Annotated in this window: 21 protein-coding genes and 1 tRNA gene; 11 read left to right on the top strand and 11 right to left on the bottom strand. The window is 69.3% G+C overall.

Going from position 1 to position 18,821, the window contains the following annotated elements:
• Positions 1-68: 68 nt before the first annotated feature.
• Positions 69-674: a transcriptional regulator gene (locus ACIA58_RS27605; RefSeq protein ID WP_396407824.1), complete on the bottom strand. Its 606-nt coding sequence runs from the start codon at positions 672-674 to the stop codon at positions 69-71.
• Positions 674-1,045, bottom strand: a complete 372-nt coding sequence (locus tag ACIA58_RS27600; protein ID WP_396406696.1) for a hypothetical protein — start codon at positions 1,043-1,045, stop codon at positions 674-676. Before ACIA58_RS27600 ends, ACIA58_RS27605 begins: the two co-directional genes overlap by 1 nt.
• 71 nt (positions 1,046-1,116) lie before the next feature.
• Between ACIA58_RS27600 and ACIA58_RS27595 the strand changes: the two genes are divergently transcribed.
• Positions 1,117-2,220 (top strand): PEP/pyruvate-binding domain-containing protein, encoded by a 1,104-nt coding sequence (locus ACIA58_RS27595; protein WP_396406695.1) that lies wholly within the window; start codon positions 1,117-1,119, stop codon positions 2,218-2,220.
• 1 nt (position 2,221) lies between these two features.
• Here ACIA58_RS27595 and ACIA58_RS27590 read toward each other — a convergent pair whose 3' ends face one another.
• From ACIA58_RS27590 to bcp, 4 genes are all read right to left on the bottom strand, one after another.
• Positions 2,222-2,551: a nucleoside triphosphate pyrophosphohydrolase family protein gene (locus ACIA58_RS27590; protein WP_396406694.1), complete on the bottom strand. Its 330-nt coding sequence runs from the start codon at positions 2,549-2,551 to the stop codon at positions 2,222-2,224.
• Between the two features lies 1 nt (position 2,552).
• Positions 2,553-2,633, bottom strand: a tRNA-Leu gene (locus tag ACIA58_RS27585).
• 53 nt (positions 2,634-2,686) lie between these two features.
• The gene (locus ACIA58_RS27580) at positions 2,687-4,318 is read right to left on the bottom strand and encodes a substrate-binding domain-containing protein (RefSeq protein ID WP_396406693.1); all 1,632 of its coding nucleotides are present in this window, start codon (positions 4,316-4,318) and stop codon (positions 2,687-2,689) included.
• Positions 4,319-4,700: 382 nt separating this feature from the next.
• Positions 4,701-5,168 (bottom strand): thioredoxin-dependent thiol peroxidase, encoded by a 468-nt coding sequence (gene bcp, locus ACIA58_RS27575; protein ID WP_396406692.1) that lies wholly within the window; start codon positions 5,166-5,168, stop codon positions 4,701-4,703.
• 73 nt (positions 5,169-5,241) lie between these two features.
• On the opposite strand from bcp, the gene ACIA58_RS27570 reads away from it, so the two are divergent.
• The 3 genes from ACIA58_RS27570 (at position 5,242) to ACIA58_RS27560 (ending at position 6,952) form a co-directional block, all read left to right on the top strand.
• A complete protein-coding gene (locus tag ACIA58_RS27570; RefSeq protein WP_396406691.1) occupies positions 5,242-6,285 on the top strand; it encodes a glucose 1-dehydrogenase in 1,044 nt (347 codons plus the stop codon).
• 68 nt (positions 6,286-6,353) lie between these two features.
• Positions 6,354-6,617: a DUF3618 domain-containing protein gene (locus tag ACIA58_RS27565; RefSeq protein WP_396406690.1), complete on the top strand. Its 264-nt coding sequence runs from the start codon at positions 6,354-6,356 to the stop codon at positions 6,615-6,617.
• A 41-nt stretch (positions 6,618-6,658) separates the two neighbouring features.
• Positions 6,659-6,952, top strand: a complete 294-nt coding sequence (locus ACIA58_RS27560) for a co-chaperone GroES (protein ID WP_130445451.1) — start codon at positions 6,659-6,661, stop codon at positions 6,950-6,952.
• On the opposite strand, the gene ACIA58_RS27555 is transcribed toward ACIA58_RS27560, so the two are convergent.
• Positions 6,943-8,007 carry an FAD-dependent oxidoreductase gene (locus tag ACIA58_RS27555; protein WP_396406689.1) on the bottom strand — a complete coding sequence of 355 codons (1,065 nt, stop codon included), beginning with the start codon at positions 8,005-8,007 and terminating at the stop codon, positions 6,943-6,945. The two genes, ACIA58_RS27560 and ACIA58_RS27555, sit on opposite strands and share 10 nt — an antisense overlap.
• Before the next feature lie 95 nt (positions 8,008-8,102).
• Here ACIA58_RS27555 and dapC point away from each other — a divergent pair, with 95 nt between their 5' ends.
• The 6 genes from dapC to ACIA58_RS27525 all read left to right on the top strand — a co-directional run bounded on the left by dapC (position 8,103) and on the right by ACIA58_RS27525 (position 14,739).
• A complete protein-coding gene (gene dapC, locus ACIA58_RS27550) occupies positions 8,103-9,203 on the top strand; it encodes a succinyldiaminopimelate transaminase (RefSeq protein WP_396407823.1) in 1,101 nt (366 codons plus the stop codon).
• An 84-nt stretch (positions 9,204-9,287) separates the two neighbouring features.
• A complete protein-coding gene (locus tag ACIA58_RS27545) occupies positions 9,288-10,691 on the top strand; it encodes a M15 family metallopeptidase (protein WP_396406688.1) in 1,404 nt (467 codons plus the stop codon).
• Positions 10,688-11,488 carry a hypothetical protein gene (locus tag ACIA58_RS27540; RefSeq protein WP_396406687.1) on the top strand — a complete coding sequence of 267 codons (801 nt, stop codon included), beginning with the start codon at positions 10,688-10,690 and terminating at the stop codon, positions 11,486-11,488. The genes ACIA58_RS27545 and ACIA58_RS27540 overlap by 4 nt, the downstream gene beginning before the upstream one ends.
• 42 nt (positions 11,489-11,530) lie before the next feature.
• On the top strand, positions 11,531-12,697 hold the full coding sequence (locus ACIA58_RS27535; protein ID WP_396406686.1) for an amino acid deaminase/aldolase: 1,167 nt from the start codon (positions 11,531-11,533) through the stop codon (positions 12,695-12,697).
• On the top strand, positions 12,694-13,992 hold the full coding sequence (locus ACIA58_RS27530) for a D-arabinono-1,4-lactone oxidase (RefSeq protein ID WP_396406685.1): 1,299 nt from the start codon (positions 12,694-12,696) through the stop codon (positions 13,990-13,992). The genes ACIA58_RS27535 and ACIA58_RS27530 overlap by 4 nt, the downstream gene beginning before the upstream one ends.
• A gap of 27 nt (positions 13,993-14,019) precedes the next feature.
• A complete protein-coding gene (locus ACIA58_RS27525; protein WP_396406684.1) occupies positions 14,020-14,739 on the top strand; it encodes a PIG-L deacetylase family protein in 720 nt (239 codons plus the stop codon).
• Here the strand turns inward: ACIA58_RS27525 and ACIA58_RS27520 are convergent.
• The 4 genes from ACIA58_RS27520 to ACIA58_RS27505 form a co-directional block, all read right to left on the bottom strand.
• Positions 14,729-15,145, bottom strand: a complete 417-nt coding sequence (locus ACIA58_RS27520) for a hypothetical protein (RefSeq protein ID WP_396406683.1) — start codon at positions 15,143-15,145, stop codon at positions 14,729-14,731. The two genes, ACIA58_RS27525 and ACIA58_RS27520, sit on opposite strands and share 11 nt — an antisense overlap.
• A 46-nt stretch (positions 15,146-15,191) precedes the next feature.
• The gene (locus ACIA58_RS27515; protein WP_396406682.1) at positions 15,192-16,121 is read right to left on the bottom strand and encodes an alpha/beta fold hydrolase; all 930 of its coding nucleotides are present in this window, start codon (positions 16,119-16,121) and stop codon (positions 15,192-15,194) included.
• 10 nt (positions 16,122-16,131) lie between these two features.
• Positions 16,132-16,692, bottom strand: a complete 561-nt coding sequence (locus tag ACIA58_RS27510) for a DUF6817 domain-containing protein (protein ID WP_396406681.1) — start codon at positions 16,690-16,692, stop codon at positions 16,132-16,134.
• Between the two features lie 328 nt (positions 16,693-17,020).
• Positions 17,021-17,968 (bottom strand): LysR family transcriptional regulator, encoded by a 948-nt coding sequence (locus ACIA58_RS27505; RefSeq protein ID WP_396406680.1) that lies wholly within the window; start codon positions 17,966-17,968, stop codon positions 17,021-17,023.
• Between the two features lie 97 nt (positions 17,969-18,065).
• On the opposite strand from ACIA58_RS27505, the gene ACIA58_RS27500 reads away from it, so the two are divergent.
• Entirely contained in the window at positions 18,066-18,809 is a 744-nt protein-coding gene (locus ACIA58_RS27500) for a glucose 1-dehydrogenase (protein ID WP_396406679.1), read from the top strand.
• The last annotated feature ends 12 nt before the right edge of the window (positions 18,810-18,821 follow it).

Raw genomic sequence — 18,821 nt, 5'->3', positions numbered from 1 at the left:
CCGACACCTCCTGTCCGCGTGCAGATTCGACCACCCGCACATCGGTCACAAGAGCCGGTTGCCCTGACCTAGGGTTCGTCGGCGCGGTGGAGGTTGAGAGTGGCCAGCAGGTCCTCGTGGAGTTCGAACCAGACTCGGTGGCAGGAGTCGACGTCGGTGCGGTCGACCCAGGCCGTCTGGCCGGCGGTGGCGCGGGCGAGGGCGGCTGAGAAGCGGGTGTCGTAGCCGCGGAAGCGGGGGAGGACGCTCGTGAGGCGGTCGGTTATCGGGCCGAGGGCGCTGTCGAGCGCCTTGAGCTCGTGGAGGACTCCGGCGTCCCAGGCTTGGTCATCGTGATCGTTGGCGGCGAGCGGGTCGGTGGGCGTCGGACGTAGTTGCCAGTCGGTGCAGGCCTGTTGCAGGAGGGCGTTGAGCGGCAGGAAGTCGGCGTACACCTCGCTCACGTCTGTCTTGTCGGCGAGCTCGGCGGCTAGTAGGCGTTCGTTCTCTGTGCGGCCGCTCTCGGTCAGGGACCAGCCTGAGGTGCCGGCGAAGGTACTGCGGGTTGTCCAGCCTCGCGCCTCGGCGTCCTCCAGCGCTTCCTCGACCTCTCGCTGCGGGAGGTCGAAACGCCGAGCGACCGCCGGGGTGTCCGCGAAGCCCAGCAGTCGTACGGCGTGCAGCACGAGACGCATCACGAGTCCATCCGTGCCGCGAGCCGATTGAACCGCTGCTGGCAGGCCTGTGGGGAGCTGAACCCCATCGCGTCGGCCATCTCCGCCCAGGTCAGCCCTGAGCTCCGCGCCAGGAACAGCAGGCCGGACTCGACCTCCTCGACCTCGGCGCGCGCGGCCGGCAACAGTGCGAGCGCGGCCAGCAGATCGTCGTCGGCGAGGTCGGTGGATCGCCAGGCCGCGAACTGGGTCAGATCCACCGCAGACAAGGGGATCGGTGCCGGTCGCCACGGTCGCGCGGGCAGATCCTTCGCACCCTTCGCGAGGAGCTGTTCGCGGGCCTCGCGCTGGCGCTCGGCCTGGACCTGATCCGCGTCCTGCTTGCTTCGCATCCGCCAACAGTGGATCATCAACAGAACATTGTCAACGTTCTGTTGTCAACGTTTCGTTGATCGGAGACTGCATGCTGGTGCCGCTCGCGGTGGCGACCGTGGACGCGTACGGCGGCAAGGCCGGCGGTCTCGGCGCGCTCATTCGCGCCGGCCTGCCGGTCCCGGCCGGGGCGGTCGTGCCTGGCCCGCCGGATCCGGCGGGCGCCGTCGTGGCTGATGGCGCCCCGGCGGACGAGCTTGGGCGGTGGCTCGAGCGGATGGGCGACCCGGTGGTCGCCGTACGGTCGTCTGCTGCGAACGAGGACACCGCCCTTACCTCGGCGGCGGGGCAGCACGACAGCTTCCTCGGCGTACAGGGGTTGGCTGCGGTCTTGGACGCCGTGCGTGCGTGCCGGGCGTCGGTGTGGTCGGCGCGCGCGGTTGCTTACCGCAACGGATCCGAGGCGCCGTCGATGGCCGTGATCGTCCAGCTCCAGGTCGATGCGGACGTCTCCGGCGTGATGTTCACATCGTCGTCCGGCGTCACGATCGAGGCGTCGTGGGGGCTAGGTCCGAGCGTCGTCGAAGGTCGCGTGACGCCTGACAGGTACGAGGTCGCCAACGGCGCCGTCACCCGCACGATCGCGGACAAACAAACCACCCTCGACCGCGACGGCATCCACGAGGTCCCTACGTCTCGCCGCCGTACCGCGACGCTCGACGACGCAACCGCCGTACGCCTGGCCAACCTCGGCCACCAGGCCGCCACCGCCCTGGGCGCACCCCAAGACCTCGAGTGGGCGATCGCCGACCACGCCTTGTGGCTCCTGCAATCCCGCCCCATCACCGCCCAACCCCCGGCGGACGCGGGCTCCCCAACCACACCCCTCCACGGCACCCCCGGCAGCCACGGCACGGCCACCGGCCCGGCCCGAATCGTCCGCGGCCCCGCAGACTTCCCCCACGTCCGCCCCGGCGACATCCTCGTCTGCCCCTACACAGACCCCGCCTGGACCCCACTCCTGTCCATCGCCGCCGGCGTAGTCACCGAACAAGGCGGCATCCTCTCCCACGCCGCCATCATCGCCCGAGAACGCAAGATCCCCGCCGTCCTGAACGTCCCCCAAGCCACCACCAGAATCCCCGCCAACAAACCCCTGACCATCAACGGCACCACCGGCGCCGTCGAGGTTTGAGTCAGCGGTTGTCGCCGGTGCCGCTGAGCATGTTGCGGGCTTGGCGGTCGGCGAGTTTGGTGAGGTTGAGGTGGGCGATCTCTTCCAGGGGTACGTCGAAGTGGTCGGCCAGGACTGCGATGTACCAGAGGGTGTCGCCGAGTTCCTTCTTCAGGTCGTCGGGGTCCCACTGGGAGAAGTCGCTGTCCTTGTCGCGGACGATCTTCTTGGCCTTCTCGGCGATCTCGCCTGCTTCGCCGACGAGTCCGAGCAGCAGGTGGAAGACCTCGTTGGGCTTGTCCTTCGGAGCGGCGGTCCGGAGGGCGGCCTGCTGGTACTCGTTCAGCTGCATGTGCCAGAGGCGGGAGTTGAACCCGCACGCCCGGGGGCGCCGGCACCTAAAGCCGGTGTGTCTGCCGTTCCACCACTCTGGCTGAAGAGGCACGCCGGCCTCCCCTAGGCAGACATCCTAGGGGAGGCGGGCGCGTCAGCGGCTCTGTAGGGCGTCGATGAAGACGTTCTTGAGGTCTCCGGGCTGGCGGGCGACATACGCCTGGCCGCCGGTGGCCTGAGCCAGCGCGCTGAGCTCGTCGGCGTTCACCTCGGGGCCCATGCCGAGCGCGATGATGCGGACCGGACGGCCGGGGTCCTGCAGGCCGCGCAGGGTGGCGACGGCCTGGGCCAGCGTCGGGCTGCCCGGGTCGTCGTTCTTGCCGTCGGTGAACAGCAGGATCGAGTTGACGGCCCGCTGGTCGTAGCCCTGCCGTACGGCGCGGACCGCGGCGATCGCGGTGTCGTACAGGCCGGTGCCGCCGTTCGCGATCGGGCCCTGGATCTTCAGCTGGTCGACGATCTTGCCGCGCTGCCGTTTCGACAGCGGGGCGATCGGCACCAGCTCCTTGTAGTCGGCCTGATCGACCCCGATCTTCGTCGAGAACGTCCACAGGCCGAGCGAGGCGCTGTCCGGGAAGAGGCTCAGGCCGCCGACGGCCGCCTCGATCGTCAGCTGCATCCGGGTCTTGGTGCCCACCTTGTCGGCCATCGAGCCAGAGACGTCGATGACTGCCAGCGAGTGGGTCAGCAGCGACAGCCGGGTCCAGTTCTGCAGCGTGGTGTCGATCGCCTCGCTGGTCGGCTTGGTGAGCTGGTTGACATCGCCGACGCCACGCCCGCCGCTGAGCGCGCTCAGCTGGGTGTCGCGGAATCCGGCCTGGTCACGTGCCTGACCGGCTGTGTCGGTCAGCAACTCACCGGCCAGCGCCTGGGCCGCGTCGGAGGCCTGGTCCGTGTCCGACTTGGCGGTCACCACGATCGGGTAGTCCAGGTACAACGTGCCGGTCGTCGGCTGGATCGCTCGCAGCTGGGCGTCCGGGTGGTCCTCCTGGTACTTCACGAAGCTCTGCTCGGACGCCGGTACGACGGTCGTGCTGCCGTCCTGGTCGGCCCGGCCGAACAGTGCGTCGGCGTCCGTGTACGGCCTGGCCATCGAACCGAGGCGCTGCGCCAGCGGGACGATCACCTGCGACACAGCGGTCTCGGACGCGGACGTCTTCGCCCGCTCCGCCTGCACGGCGAGCAGTGCGAGTGCGCCGGGCGAGGTGCTCAGCGGGTCGAGGAGTGCGGGCTGGGTCTTGCCCAGAATGCGCAGCCAGGAGGAGGTGTCGGCGAAGTTCGTCCGCCGGCCGACGAGCACCAGTGGTGAGGTCGCGATGGACTGGACCGCGATGGTCGGGACGCTCTCGCCGTCGTCGGCCTGGGCGACCCACAACGAGGAGTCCGGCACCCACAGGTCGGGCCGGTTGTCGCTGCCGTGAGCGACGTCACGGGCGATCTGGGACGACGGCGCCGCGGAGATGGTGAACTGCAGGCACGGGTTGCCGTCCTTGCCGCCCTTGGCCGCGAGCGACTTCGCCGCGGTCTCGAGCGAGGACTGCATCTCGGGCGTGGTCGCCAACTGGATCTGCGTCGGGTCGTCGCACGCCTTGCTGTTGCCGAGGAACCCGTCCGCGCCCGATTCCGATCCGAAGGAGCGGACCACGAACACCGCTCCCAGTGAAAGCACCAACAAGCCGACCGCGGTGATGTACACCGAACGGCGGTTGTTGTTACTTCCCGTCACCGCAGAGGAATGTTTTCCCATCGCGGCAGGTCCCTCCCTCCCAGAGGCTGACTGCGCGCGCAGATTACCCGGTTTCGGCAGGTCAGGGCGAAGGCCGCGACGATTCTTGACACAGCTGTGGTTGAACGCGGGTAGTCCCCGCAGTACCGCTCTTTCACAGGAACGCTGTAAAACTCACCGACGGTATTGGAGCGGTCGCGGTCCGGTGAGATCTGGGTGTGATCCAAATCACAGCAACCAGTTTGCTCAAACGACCGTTCCATGGACCGTCTGCATGAAACGGTCGAAGGTTTCCCTCCGGTAGCCGTGCTTCCGAGGGTGCCTTTTCACAGTGCGGCGGTCACGGGGCTGCGGTCACAGGGCTGCGGTCACAGGGCTGCGGTCACAGGCCCAGGTCGCGGCGGAGCTTGGCGACGTGCCCGGTGGCCTTGACGTTGTACTGCGCGACGGCGACCTTCCCGTCCGGGTCGACGACGAACGTGGACCGGATCACGCCGGTCACCTTCTTGCCGTACATCGTCTTCTCGCCGAACGCGCCGTACGCCTGCAGGACCTCCTTGCCGGGGTCGCTCAGCAGCGGGAACGTCACGCCGTCACGCTCGCGGAACTTCGCCAGCTTGGCCGGCTTGTCCGGTGAGATCCCGAGGACGGCGTACCCGTGGGCCTGCAGCGAGTCGAGCGAGTCGCGGAAGTCGCAGGCCTGCTTGGTGCAGCCCGGGGTCATCGCGGCCGGGTAGAAGTAGACGATCACGTTCTTCCCGCGCAGGTCCTTCAGAGCCACGTCGTTGCCGTCGGCATCGGGCAGGGTGAAGTCGGGTGCGGTGTCGCCGACGGACAGACGATCGGACATCAGGTCCTCCACGGGTAGGTCGAGTGCGGCCAATGCTACGTGCGGCAGAACCGGGCCCGGTTAGCCTGAGCGCATGCGGGCCATGACAGTGACACCGGGCAAGTCCGACTCGGCGACAGTAGGCGAGGTCGCGGAGCCACCTGTTGCCGACGGGTCGATCCTGGTGGAGGGCCTGTTGACGGGCATCTGCGGGACCGACATCGAGCTGGTCTCCGGGGCGTTCGGCAGTGGACGTCCAGGATCGGACCACCTCGTCATCGGACACGAGTCGCTCGGGCGTGTGCTGGAGGCACCGGCGGGCTCCGGCTTCGCAGCGGGTGATCTGGTGGCCGGAGTGGTACGCCGACCCGACCCGGTGCCCTGTCCGGCGTGTGCACGCGGTGAGTGGGACTTCTGCCGCAACGGGCAGTACACCGAGCGCGGCATCAAAGAGATGGACGGGTACGGCGCCGAGCGCTGGCGGGTGGACCCGTACTTCGCCGTACCGGTGCCTGGTGAGCTGGGCGAGCTCGGTGTCCTGGTGGAGCCGACCAGCATTTTGACCAAGGCGTGGGAGCAGGTGGACCAGGTCGGCGGCCGATCGTGGTTCGGTCCGCAGCATGTCCTCGTCACGGGCGCAGGTCCGATCGGGCTGCTCGCGGCGCTCGTCGCCCGGCAGCGCGGGTACGACGTACATGTGCTGGACAGGGTCGCCGACGGACCGAAGCCGGAGCTGGTGCGGGCGCTGGGCGGGACCTATCTGACTGACCTGGGACAGCTCGGTGTCGTGCCGGATGTGGTCATCGAGGCGACCGGAGTCGGACAGATTGTCTTCGACTGCGCATCACTGTTGCCGCCGGCCGGCGTCATGTGCCTGGCCGGAATCCACCCTGGTCCGGCGACCGTCGACGTGCAGCTGGATGCGCTGGTCCGGCAGCTGGTGGTGCGCAACGCAGCGCTGGTCGGGACGGTGAACGCGGGCAAGCGGCACTACGCCGACGCTGTGGACGTACTGCTCGCGGCCGATCGTGCCTGGCTGCAGCGGCTGGTCACCCGGACCGTGCCGCTGTCGCACTGGCCCGACGCATTGGTGCGGGAACCGGATGACATCAAGGTGGTCGTCGACTTGCGGGGATGACCTGCGAGGATGGTGGGTGACGAGGGGCAGATCGGGGCATGCCCCGCGGATGGAAGGAGCGTCGACAGGTGTCGGACACGAAGGCTCGGACCGCCGAGCAGATCGAGGCGGACATCGCCGCCACCCGGTTGCGCCTGGCCTCGACCGTGGACGAGCTGGTCGACCGGGCCAACCCGAAGAACGTGGCGCTGCGGCAGGTCGAGCAGGCCAGGTCCCAGGTCTTCGACGAGCAGGGTCAGCTGCGGACCCAGAAGATCGTCGCTGTCGCCGGCGCAGTGGTCGGCGTCGTCGGCGTGCTGCTGGTGATCCGCCGGCTGGTGGGTCGCCGGTGACTCCACGCAAGCGGCTGTCCGACGACAAGCTCCCGATCCGGATGCTGCACGACCGCGTCCTGGTCTCCCTCGAGCAGGAGGGTGAGCGCAAGTCGTCGGCCGGCATCCTGATCCCCGCGACCGCGCAGATGGGCCGCCGCCTCGCCTGGGCCAAGGTGGTCGCGGTCGGCGCGAACGTGCGGACCGTCGAGGTCGACGACCGCGTCCTGTTCGACCCGGAGGACCGGGCCGAGGTGGAGGTCCGCGGCGACGACTACATCCTGCTGCGCGAACGCGACCTGCACGCGGTCGCCGCCGGCCGCCTGGAAGACGGCCAGACCGGCCTCTATCTCTGAAATCGAAAGTGCGTCGGGGTGTTCGGACCGCCCGTGACCAGGTCGCGGATGAACGCGCCCACCAGCGGCACGAGCTTGAAGCCCTGCCCCGAGAACCCGGCCGCCACGGTGATCGGCCCGGCGCGGTCGATCACGAAGGTGGCCGACGGCGTGTTGTCGTAGAGGCAACTGATCGCGGCGGACCGGGCTGAGTCCAGTCCGGGGTACCACTGCTCGACGTACCGCAGCAGCGTTGAGTCCCGCTCCGGCTCCGGCCGGAAGTCCCGGGTGTCCGGGTCCACCTCGGGCCCGCTGGCGTGCAGGCCCACCTTCACTCCGGACCCAGGCTCATAGAGGCCATAGCTGTCAGGACCCCAATGCACGAAGCTCGGCCACTCCATGTCCTCGGACACGGGTGTGAAGAACCGTGGCTGCTCCTGCGTCACTCTGAACGGCGGTAGCGGCACCAGACCGCTCAGCAACTGCGGAGTCCAAGGCCCAGCAGTAGCCACGACCTGCCGCGCCCGCACAGCACCACCTGGTACGTCGAGCTCCACCAGGTCGTCATGGATCCGCAGCGCCCGCACTGGCGACTGCACGCGGAACTCCGCGCCCAACCGAGCAGCCACCGTCTGCAGCGCGTGCACGGTCCGATCGGCGTAGATCCGACCTGACCCCGGCTGGTAGAGCACCTGGCTCTCGAACCGGAACCCGGGCCACCGCTCGGCGGCCTCCTTCGCGGCAAGCACCGTTCCGGTTGCCGCATGCAACAACCGGAACGTGTCGACGGACTCGGCACTCATCCCGTGGTCGATCCCACCGGTCACCTCGAGCAGCGTCTCGCCCGAGTCGGCCTCCAGTTCACGCCACAGCGGCCGCGCTCGCTCGGTCAGCTCGGCCACCTCGGCGTCGTCCGCCGCCGGCCGGAACAACCGCGTCGCGCCGTGCGAGCCACCCCGCTCGTGTCCGAGCGTGAACTGCTCCAGTACGACGACCTCGCGCCCGGCTGCCGCCAGCGCACGAGCCGCCGCCGACCCCATCGCTCCGGCCCCCACCACCGCCACGTCGTACGTCATCCCAGCAGAGTACGAGAGGCGGGCCGGGCCGGGTTTCTCGCGGAGCGGGCGGCCGACGGCGGGCCGTACCGCCGGCAGGGGAGAATGGCGGCGTGATCTTCGAGACCTCCAGCCGGCTGCCAGACTTCCCGTGGGACAAGCTCGCCCCTTACAAGCAGAAGGCGGCCGAGCATCCTGACGGCATCGTCGACCTGTCAGTCGGTAGTCCGGTGGACCCGGTGCCGGATCTGGTGAAGAAGGCCCTGGCCGACGCGGCGGACGCCCCGGCGTACCCGACGACGCTCGGTACGTCGGCCGCACGGCAGGCGGCGGTGGACTGGATGGCCCGGCGTCTCGACGTGACCGGAGTGGATCCGGCGAGCGACGTACTGCCCGTGATCGGCACCAAGGAGCTGATCATGATGCTGCCGACGCTCCTCGGCATCGGCGCCGGCGACACCGTCCTCATCCCGGATCTGGCGTACCCGACGTACGAAGCCGGCGCAGCGCTCGCCCGGGCGACCAGCGTGCCCGTTGCGGACCCCACGACGTATGACGGGCCGGTGCGGGTCGCGTACCTGAACTCCCCGCGCAATCCGTCCGGTGAGATCACCTCTGCGGACGGCCTGCGCCGCGCGGTCGAGTGGGCCCGCGCGAACGACGTACTGCTGGTCAACGACGAGTGCTACACCGAGTTCGGCTGGGACGAGAAGCCGGTCTCCGTGCTGCACCCGGACGTGTCGGGTGGCAGCTTCGGCAACCTGCTCGCGGTGCACTCGCTGTCCAAGCGGTCCAACCTGGCCGGGTACCGCGGCGGCTTCGTCGCCGGTGACCCGACCGTCGTGGCGGAACTGCTTGCCGTACGCAAGCACGCCGGGCTCATGGTGCCGTCGCCGATCCAGGCTGCGATGGCGGCCGCGTTCGCGGACGACGTACACGTGGAGGAGCAGCGTGCGCGCTACCTCCGCCGGCGTGCGGTACTGCGGGACGCGCTGACCGATGCGGGCTGGGAGATCACGCTGTCCAACGGCGGGCTCTACCTGTGGGCGTCGCACCCGTCGTACGACGCGTACGGCTCTGTCGGGGCGCTCGCGGAACGGGGCATTCTGGTCGCTCCCGGTGCTTTCTACGGCACTGCCGGTGAGCGGCATGTCCGGGTCGCGCTGACCGGGACGGACGAGCGCATCGACTCCGCGGTGAAGCGACTGCACGAATAAACGAAGTCCGCACTCCCGTGTGACGTCTCCCGGTGTGGCTGCCTCTTATATGGGTAGTTGTTGTCCAAGGGGAGGGGGAGGCGGATGAAGCGCTTCGTCGGGGTGGCTGTTGCGGTACTGCTGGGTCTGGGGCCGGTGAGTGTCGCGCATGCCGACGACTCGCCGTCGCCCAGCATCACGCCCAAGGTCTCGTCCAAGGTCTCGCCGAGTGTCACGCCCGGCGAGACACCTTCGCCGACTCCTGCGTCCACCCCGGCACCGCCCCCGACACCAGCATCGACGGCAACATCGACGCCGGCATCGACGCCAACGCCGGCGCCGAAGCCGGTGGCGACGCCGGCGGCGACTCCCGCGCCGGCCTGGTCGATCACGCTGGACCAGCCGGCCGCGTCCTGGGAGGACAAGGTGACGGTGTTCACCGGCAAGATCAGCCGGCCGATCACCGGGTCGTACATCACCCTGTGGCAGCGCGTTCCCGGCGCCTGGGTGCTGCGTGCGTCGACGCGTACCACTGCCGGTGGCGTGTACCGGTTCAGCTACGTCTCGGCGTACACCGGGACGTGGGCGTTCCGCACGATGATCGGCGTCAAGGCGGAGACGGCGCTCGCGATCTCGGCGTACCGGAGCGTGCCGATCCAGGACCGGAAGATCCTGATCAACACGCCGGCCCCCTGGTACGCCACGCTGACCGGTGTCTCGGTGATCGGCCGGATGGTGCCGGCCGAGCCGGGCAAGGAGCTCGCCCTGCAGAGCTACCTCGGCAGCGGCAAGTGGCAACTGCTGAACATCGGGGTCATGGATGCCAAGGGCAACTTCCGGCTCCGGCTCCCGGACGATCTGCCGGCCACCCGGACCGTACGCGTCGTCACGAGGTACGTCAGTCAGGCGGCGATGGAGTACTCCGGCCTGGCGACGATCGTGATCAAAGCAGCGCTGAACCCCAAGGTGTACGCCGTTTCCGCCTCGATGGTGCCGAACACGTACCGCGCCGGATGTCCGGTCGCGCCGGCGTCGCTGCGGCTCCTGCAGCTGAACTACTGGGGTTTCGACGGCCACGTGCACCGCGGCGAGCTGATCCTGCGGGACGCCGCCGTGGCGAAGATGATCACGGTCTGGACCACGACGTTCGCGTCGAAGTTCCCGATCCGGCAGATGCGGCGCGTGGACGTGTTCGGCGGCAGCGACGTGAAGTCGATGGCGGCCGACAACACGTCGGCGTTCAACTGCCGGCGGGTGACGGGTGATCCGTACTCGTTGTCGCCGCACTCGTATGGCTGGGCGATCGACATCAACACCGTGGAGAACCCGTACCTGGCCGCGAACGGCGTCTGGTACCCGTCGAACGGTCTGGCCTACCGCACCCGTACGCCGTCGCGTCCGGGCATGCTGTTCGCGAGCAGCGTGGCCACGAAGGCACTGGTCGCACAGGGCTACTTCTGGGGCGCCGGCTGGGCCAAGCCCGACTACCAGCACTTCGAGCCGAAGTGAGAGCCGTCGGCCGCTGCGGTGTGCTGGTCGGCGTGCTGACGGTCGTGCTATGTGGCTGCAGTTCCAACTCCGCGGCCCAGTCCGCACCGGGCGCGACCCAGCAGCCCAGTGCTTCGCCTGTCATCCCCAGCACCGTCGGCGGGACCGTGCCGGTGCCGCCGGCCACCTTGAGCACCAGCAAGCCGACAGATGCCGCCGTACCTCCCGAGTTGCCGGAGCAGGCGACCGCTCCGCCGCCTGCCAGCGCCGGACCGCTCACCGCAGGCAACCTGCCGACTCCCGAGAAGCTAGGGGCCGGGTGGAAGACCTACACCGACCCAGGCGGCGCTGAGGCCGGCTTCATCGGCAACAACACCTGGACCCGCCGCCGCGACCCCCACCAGGCGTCGTACGAGGCTCTACCCGCCGGCTGCGCAGGCCGCCCGGTCAGCGGCTCACTCCCGATCCCCGCGTACGCCTTGAGCGGCACCTACCGGACAGCCGAGGCCCAGCCCGCCACTGCCCTCCTCCTACGCTTCACCACGCCGGCCCGGGCCCAGACCTACTTCCAGGGCTACGAGACCCGCATGAAGTCCTGCGGCACCGGCGGCGACCTATCCGTCAACCCGCTGTGGTCCACAGACGCAGCAGCTGCGGCAGTCCGCGCCTACACCGGAGCTGAGTCTTACGTGGACCTCTCCGTCCTCCACGGCTCCACTGTCGCCCTCCTGGCCGCCACGTCCTCCCACCCCGACCAGCAGTCCGCCTGGGCCCGTTCCGTCGTACCGACCTTGGAAGGTCTCATAGATCAACCCTAAAGTTGTATTACCTTTCAGTATTTCGTGACTTACACTCCGGTTATGGGTGACTTCGACCGGTATGCCCGTCTGACCGCGGGCCTCGACGCGCCGTACGCGGTGATCGATCTCGACGCCTTCCGCCGGAACGCGGACGACCTGGTCCGGCGCGCCGGCGGCACGCCGATCCGGGTCGCGTCCAAGTCGGTCCGCTGCCGCGCGCTGATCGCCGCCGCGCTCGAGCGTCCCGGGTTCCACGGCGTGATGAGCTACGCCCTCCCGGAGGCGCTCTGGCTGGCGCGCAACGGCGTCGACGACATCCTCATCGGCTACCCGACCACCCACCGGTCCGCTCTCCGCGAGCTGTCCGAGGACCCCGAGGCCGCGGCCCGGATCACGCTGATGATCGACTCGCCGGAGCACCTGGGGTACATCAAGGCGGCCGCGACCGGCCCCGCCCGCCTCCAGATCTGCCTCGACGTCGACGCGTCGCTCCGGGTCTTCGGCCAGCACCTCGGCGTACGCCGTTCCCCGCTGCGGACCCCCGCCGACGTGGCGACGCTGGCCCGCACCGTCGCCGCCGACGACGCGTTCGAGCTGACCGGCGTGATGTTCTACGAGGCTCAGATCGCCGGGCTGCCGGACACCTCGCCGGCCGTCCGCTGGGTCAAGCGCCGTTCGGCCGCCGAGTTGGCCGACCGCCGTGGCGCGGTCGTCGACGCGGTCAAGCAGATCGCCGCGCTCCGCATCGTCAACAGCGGTGGCACGGGCAGCCTGGAGATCAGCAGCGCCGACCCGGTCGTCACCGAGGTCACCGCCGGTTCCGGTCTCTACGGCCCGACCCTCTTCGACAAGTACGACGTCTTCCAGCCGGCGCACGCGATGGCGTACGCGCTCGACGTCGTACGGCGTCCCGCGCCGCGCATCGCCACGCTCTTCGGCGGCGGGTACGTGGCGTCGGGGCCGGCGAAGAAGTCGCGGCTGCCGCTGCCTGCCTGGCCGGCCGGCCTCGAACTGCTCGGCACCGAGGGCGCCGGCGAGGTGCAGACCCCGGTTCAGGGACGATCGGCCGATCGGCTGAATCTCGGCGACAGGGTGTGGATGCGCTACGCGAAGGCAGGCGAGATGCTGGAGCGGTTCGACGTCGTCCACGCGGTCGGCTCAGATGGGTCGAGGGATGAGGTGAACCAATTGCTCACCTACCGCGGCGAAGGGAAGAACTTCGGATGAGCACCTGGCGGAACTGGTCCGGCACCGAGTCGGCAACCGGTATCGATACCCTGCGCCCGCGGTCGACCGACGAGCTCGCCGCCGCGGTCAAGGCCGCCGCCGAGCAGGGCAAGAAGCTCAAGGCGGTCGGTTCGGGGCACTCGTTCACGGGCTGCTCGGTGCCGTCGGAGGTGATGATCCGTCTCGACGGGCTGTCGTCGATCACCCACGCGGACCAGCCGTCCGGCCGGGTCACCGTCGGCGCCGGCACCGGCCTGCGGAAGCTCAACGCGGGGCTCGCGGCGTTCGACCTCGCGATGGCGAACCTGGGCGACATCGACAAGCAGACCATCTCCGGCGCGATCTCCACCGGCACACACGGCACCGGCGCGCGACTCGGCGGGCTGGCCACGCAGGTTGTCGCGCTCGATCTGGTCACCGCCGATGGCTCGATGCTGCACTGCTCGGCGGAGGAGAATCCGGACGTCTTCGCCGCGGCCCGGGTCTCGGTCGGGGCGCTCGGCGTGATCAGCTCGCTGACTCTGCAGTGCGTGCCCGCGTTCCTGCTCCGGGCGCAGGAGATGCCACTCCCGCTCGCTGAGGTCCTGGCCGGGTTCGATGAGCTTGCTGATGGCAACGATCACTTCGAGTTCTACTGGTTCCCGCACACCGATATCGCGCTCACCAAGCGGAACAACCGGGTCGCCGCGGGGGTCGACGCATCCCCGGTCGGCCGGGTCCGCGGCTGGGTCGACGACGAGCTCCTGTCCAACAAGGTCTTCGAGCTGACCAACCGCCTCGCGGTCCGACGGCCCGCGATGGTGCCGCGGATCAACCAGCTCGCCTCCCGTGCGCTCTCGGCGCGCGAGTACGTCGACGCGTCGTACAAGGTGTTCTGCTCCGAGCGCAACGTGATCTTCCGCGAATCGGAGTACGCCGTGCCGCGCGAGCACGTGGTCGACGTCATCCGCCGGCTCCGGGACTGGATCGACTCGTCGGGGTCGCGGATCCCGTTCCCGATCGAGGTCCGGGTGGCCGCGCCGGACGACATCTGGCTGTCCACGGCGTCCGGGCGCGAGACGGCCTACATCGCCATCCACCAGTACCACCGGCTGCCGCACGATCCGTACTTCCGCGCGTTCGAGAGCATCGTCGCGGAGTACGACGGGCGCCCGCACTGGGGCAAGCTGCACACGCTCACCGCGACCGACCTGCGGGCCCGGTACCCGCGTTTCGACGACTTCCTCGCCGTTCGCGACCGGCTCGACCCGCAGCGGACATTCGAGAACCAGTACACCCGTCAAGTCTTCGGCTGAGCCTCCGCCGGGCGATAGCCTTCCGGCATGAATGCTGTGGAGGGGCTCGAACCATTGGTCGAGGACTGGCAGAAGGCGCTGGCGATCGTCGCGCATCCGGATGATCTCGAGTGGGGATCGGCGGCTGCGATCGCGCGCTGGACCGGGCAGGGCAAGCACATCGCGTACTGCCTGCTGACCTCCGGCGAGGCGGGGATCGACGGCGTCGACCCGGTCGAGTGCGGACCGTTGCGGGAGGCCGAGGAGATCGAGTCGGCCCGGATCGTCGGAGTGTCCTCGGTCGAGTTCCTCGGTCAGCCGGACGGGACGATCGAGTACGGCGTACCGCTGCGGCGCGTCATCGCCGCCGCGATCCGCCGGCACCAGCCGGAGATCGTCATCACCGGCAACTTCCGCGACACCTGGGACGGCGACGTCGCGCTGAACCAGGCCGACCACATCAACACCGGTCGCGCGGTGGTCGACGCGGTCCGGGACGCCGCGAACCGCTGGATCTTCCCGGACGCCGGCGACAAGTGGGACGGCGTACGGCAGGTCTGGGCGGCCGGCTCACCCAATTCGCGGCACGGGGTCGACACGACCGACAGCTTCGACCTGGGCTTGCAGTCGCTGAAGGCACACCAGGCCTACATCGACGGGCTGAACCGCGAATTCGACCCGGAGGAGTTCCTGGAGGGCACGTCCCGCCCGACGGGTACTCAGCTGGGGACGAAATACGGCGCTCGGTTCGAGGTCTTCACTCCGTAGCCGGCAGATCACGGGATGCCTGCAGGTGCGGCGGCATCGGCTTGGGGCGTCGCGGCTCGCGGTCACCGGCGGTGCCGGGGCCGGGCGGGTTGCCCGGGCCGACCCACGAGCGGACCAGCGCGCGGCCGCCCTTGCGGGTCATCCGGTGCAGGTCGATCTGCTGGACCTGGCCGGCCGGGATACCGAGCTGGGCCAGGCTCCGGTTCACCATGGCGCAGGCCTCGTCCTGCTTGCGCGGCGACAGCTTCTGTTGCAGGACGACCGCGATCGACCCGTCGGGCAGATCCTCGACGCGCTGGAAACGCATGCCCTTGTCCAGGGACCAGGACATCAGGGCGAGGTCGATGTAGTCGGAGTTGGACAGTCGATCGGTCTTCGCGCGCGCAACCACTTCGTAACGGGCCATATCCCGATCATCCGTCGCCCGGACCGGGTTTTCCAGCGATCTGCGCTCAGCGAATGGCGTTGACAGCGGCCGCGACCTGCCTGGGGCTGGAGATCAGCGTGAGGTGGTTGGCGTCCGGGATCAGGGTCGGCGCGGGTGCGCCGATGCGGGTCGCGGTCTCGGTCGCGTTGCCGCCGTTGGTGTCGAGCGCGCCGAACACGACCGATTTGGGGATCGGGAGCGCCCGGAGCTTCGCCAGCCGATCGGCGGACACGGCCGGGATGCCGTGCGCGGTCATCTGCCAGACCGCCTTCTCCGCTCCGGGCTGCCGGAACGGGCGGGTCCAGTCGTCGACGGTCATCGCGGGGCAGTCGGGCGAGCAGACGCTGTTGTAGATCTTCTTCAGCAGCCACCCCTGGTCGAGCACCAGCCGGAACAGCGACGTCCGGTACGGCGGGACGATCAGCCACCGCGGCGGGCCGGCCTGCCCGCCCGGCAGCGGCAGCCCGTCGCCGTCGAGGAACAGGAGCCCGCCGATCCGGTTCGGCGCCTCCAGCGTCGCCTCGGCGATGACACCGGCCCCGAGCGAGTGCCCGACCAGGATCGGCCGCGGCTCACCCGGCGCGCCGAGATGCATCGCGTCCAGGAACCCGAGCAGCTGTGCCGCGAGATGCTCGATCGTGTACGGCGCTTTGCGCTCGGAGTACCCGTAGCCGGTGAGGTCGTACGCGTACACGCGATGGTTGGTCGCGAGCAGCGGGACGAGTCGCGACCAGGTGTCGACGGATTCGGCTGCACCGTGGACGAGTACGACCGGCGCGCCCGACGCACCCCAGGTTTGGTAGCGGGTGTTGATGTCGCCGGCCTGGACGTACTTGAGGCCGGGAGGTGGCGCGGCGGTCCCACTGGTGGCGAGGTTGTAGCCGAGCGATGCCGCGGTGACGATCAGCCAAAGCCCGAGAAGTCCCAGGAACCCCCGCCACAGGAACCGTTTCACGCTGCCCAGTTTAAGAGAGCGGCTGTGGGCTCTCTTGCAGCTGCAGGATGCCCTCGGACGCGGCCAGGACGGCAGGGGATGCGAGCGACTGCCAGCGCGGGATCTGCTCCTGCAGGAACAGGCCGAGCTTGAGCGCGCGCTCGGAGTCGTTCTCCAGGACGTCGAGCTCGTTGACGATCGTCAGGTCGACGAAGTCGCGGAGGTCCTCGGTGCCGAGCTCCTCGGACGTGCCGGTGAAGCGGTCGGTGACCGTGCGGTGCTCGGCGAGGTCACGCCAGGTGGTCTCGCGGTCGCAGGCGCCGTACCGGTAGACGATCAGCTCGGCCTCGGTGCCGATCACCGACTCCAGGACCGGGCGTTCGGTCTGCCAGTCGAAGAGGTGGGTGGGGAAGCCGTCCGTCCCGTACGCCGCGTGGGCCAGGCCGGCGATCACCAGAGTGTCGGAGGCGCCGAGGGAGCGCAGGCGCTTGGCGACCCGGTGCAGGTGGACGTACAGGCTTCCGCCCGCGTGGTCGATCTCGTCGGCGCCGCGCACCAGCAGCAGCGAACCCAAGTCCTCGAAAGTGCTCATCTGACCCCTTCTCACCCCGGAGCGGCCAGGGCCCCTCGGACCGGCCCAGGTCACCCACGGTAAGGCCAAGCACCCACCCCCGCCCACAGTTGCGGCGTGCCGTTTGGGTCACATCCCGTTCATTCCGTGTTCGCTCGAACACTTGAAGGTCAGGACTTCACCGGACCCGACCCCGGGCCGTCCCCTGAAACGCGGGCCGGCCCATTCCCACCGGCGATGCCGCTGCCGACCATGGATCCATGAGCAACACCGCAGCCCGTTGGACCCTGATCGCCGTCCTGGCCACCATGACTCTGCTCACCATCACGGTGACCAGTGCGCTGGGCGGCTAAGTCGTTGCCGTTGGCAAGGGACGGAGGGCGCGGCGGGTCTCCTCGAGGAGCCGGTGCAGGAGCGGATTCGCGGAGTGCTTCGGCCAGATGAGGGCGAGCACGTTCGGCTCGGCGTCGACCAGCGGAAGCCACGTGAGCCTGGGGTGGGCGAAGTACGTGACCGTGGACGCCGGCGCGATCCAGCAGCCGTGACCCGCCGCGACCAGGTGCAGGCACTCCTCCGGCGTCCGCGCCTGCGGGCCGAAGACGGCGCGGCTGCCGTCCGGACGCGGGTCGATGAACCAGAAGTCGACGACTGCCTGCGGCATCCCGTCCCGGGGACCGACCACCGGTACGTCGGCGAGATCCGCGATGCACAACGTCGTACGCGTCGCCAGCGGATGCCCCGGCGGGAGCGCGACCCACCGTTCCTCCTCGAGCAACGGATGGACGGTGAAGCGCGGATCGTCCCCGATGGGTAACCAGAGGAACGCCGCATCGGCCCGCCCTTCGACGAGCGCGTCGATCTCGTCCGGCAGCGTGTGCGACGAGATCGGCCGTACTTCGACCTCGGGCGCCTCGCGGCGGAGGGCGGCCTCGACCGCGGGCATGAAGTGCGCCGTACTCTGCGCCTTGAACGTGATCCGCAGCGGATCCGGCCGGCCGGACGCTGTCAGCCGAGCCTCGGTCACCATCGCCTGCGCGGACGACAACAGCGCGGCACCCTGCTTGAGCACGACCTCGCCGGCCGCGGTCAGCTCGATCCCGGTCGGCCGCCGCTCGACCAGTGGCGTCCCGATCACGCGCTCCAGCTGGCGGATCTGGCCGCTGACCGCCTGCTGCGTCAGGTTCAGCACTCCGGCGGCCCGCGTCATGCTGCCCTCGGCCGCGACGGCCTCGAGCGCCTGCAAGAGCCGCAAACTCAGATCCACGCCGTCCTCGAATCCACCCGGCCATCGTGCCACAACGATTCGTTGTGCCCTCGCCAACAAGTCTCTGTTTCCACCTGCTGCCATCTGGCAGGACGATCGAAGCAGGTCTGGAGAACGGAGAAGGAAGAGGATGACGCTCAAGGGGAAAACGGCGCTCGTCACCGGCTCGTCGAAGGGACTGGGCCGCGCGATCCTGCTCCGGCTCGCCGCCCAGGGCGCGAACGTGGTGGTCAACTACTCCCGCGACGAGTCCGCCGCGAACGAGGTCCTGGACGCGGCCAAGGCACTCGGGGTCCAGGCCGTCTCGGTCGCCGCCGACGTGTCCCAGGTCGACGGGATCCAGCGGCTGTACGACGCGGCGCTGGACGAGTTCGGCCAGGTCGACGTCGTGGTCGCGAACGCCGGCATGGAGAAGGTGAACGTCCCGGTCGCGGACGTCACCGAAGAGGACTTCGACCTGCTGTTCCGGGTCAACACGAAGGGCCCGTACTTCGTGCTGCGCGAGGCGGCCCGCCGGATCGCCGACAACGGCCGGATCATCACGATCTCGTCGAACACCACCACGGTCCCGCAGTTGGGCGTCGGTCTGTACGGCACCAGCAAGGTCGCCACCGGGTATCTGGCCCGGGTGCTCGCGCTGGAGCTCGGCCCGCGCGGGATCACCGTCAACACGATCGTGCCGGGGCCGATCGACGGCGCGGGCATCTTCACCGATCCGGCGAACGACGAGTACAAGCAGAGCCTGGTCGCGATGGTGCCGATCGGGCGGTTGGGCACGACCGAGGACGTGGCCGGGATCGCGGCCTTCCTTGCCAGTGACGAGGCGGGGTTGATCACCGGTCAGCAGATCGTCGCCGACGGCGGAATGCACTGAGCGCCGAACTTA

The organism is Kribbella sp. NPDC051586, from assembly GCF_044453965.1.
Lineage (GTDB): Bacteria > Actinomycetota > Actinomycetes > Propionibacteriales > Kribbellaceae > Kribbella.
The sequence above is the reverse complement of the archived record's forward strand: the minus strand, read 5'-3'. Positions and strand labels throughout refer to the sequence as shown.

Excerpts from the sequence above, each read along its gene's own strand:
- ACIA58_RS27605 (WP_396407824.1), bottom strand. The coding sequence starts at position 674 with ATGCGTCTCGTGCTGCACGCCGTACGACTGCTGGGCTTCGCGGACACC.
- ACIA58_RS27600 (WP_396406696.1), bottom strand. The coding sequence starts at position 1,045 with ATGCGAAGCAAGCAGGACGCGGATCAGGTCCAGGCCGAGCGCCAGCGC.
- ACIA58_RS27595 (WP_396406695.1), top strand. The coding sequence starts at position 1,117 with ATGCTGGTGCCGCTCGCGGTGGCGACCGTGGACGCGTACGGCGGCAAG.
- ACIA58_RS27590 (WP_396406694.1), bottom strand. The coding sequence starts at position 2,551 with ATGCAGCTGAACGAGTACCAGCAGGCCGCCCTCCGGACCGCCGCTCCG.
- bcp (WP_396406692.1), bottom strand. The coding sequence starts at position 5,168 with ATGTCCGATCGTCTGTCCGTCGGCGACACCGCACCCGACTTCACCCTG.
- ACIA58_RS27570 (WP_396406691.1), top strand. The coding sequence starts at position 5,242 with ATGCGGGCCATGACAGTGACACCGGGCAAGTCCGACTCGGCGACAGTA.
- ACIA58_RS27560 (WP_130445451.1), top strand. The coding sequence starts at position 6,659 with ATGCTGCACGACCGCGTCCTGGTCTCCCTCGAGCAGGAGGGTGAGCGC.
- ACIA58_RS27555 (WP_396406689.1), bottom strand. The coding sequence starts at position 8,007 with ATGACGTACGACGTGGCGGTGGTGGGGGCCGGAGCGATGGGGTCGGCG.
- ACIA58_RS27545 (WP_396406688.1), top strand. The coding sequence starts at position 9,288 with ATGAAGCGCTTCGTCGGGGTGGCTGTTGCGGTACTGCTGGGTCTGGGG.
- ACIA58_RS27535 (WP_396406686.1), top strand. The coding sequence starts at position 11,531 with ATGGGTGACTTCGACCGGTATGCCCGTCTGACCGCGGGCCTCGACGCG.
- ACIA58_RS27530 (WP_396406685.1), top strand. The coding sequence starts at position 12,694 with ATGAGCACCTGGCGGAACTGGTCCGGCACCGAGTCGGCAACCGGTATC.
- ACIA58_RS27525 (WP_396406684.1), top strand. The coding sequence starts at position 14,020 with ATGAATGCTGTGGAGGGGCTCGAACCATTGGTCGAGGACTGGCAGAAG.
- ACIA58_RS27520 (WP_396406683.1), bottom strand. The coding sequence starts at position 15,145 with ATGGCCCGTTACGAAGTGGTTGCGCGCGCGAAGACCGATCGACTGTCC.
- ACIA58_RS27510 (WP_396406681.1), bottom strand. The coding sequence starts at position 16,692 with ATGAGCACTTTCGAGGACTTGGGTTCGCTGCTGCTGGTGCGCGGCGCC.
- ACIA58_RS27500 (WP_396406679.1), top strand. The coding sequence starts at position 18,066 with ATGACGCTCAAGGGGAAAACGGCGCTCGTCACCGGCTCGTCGAAGGGA.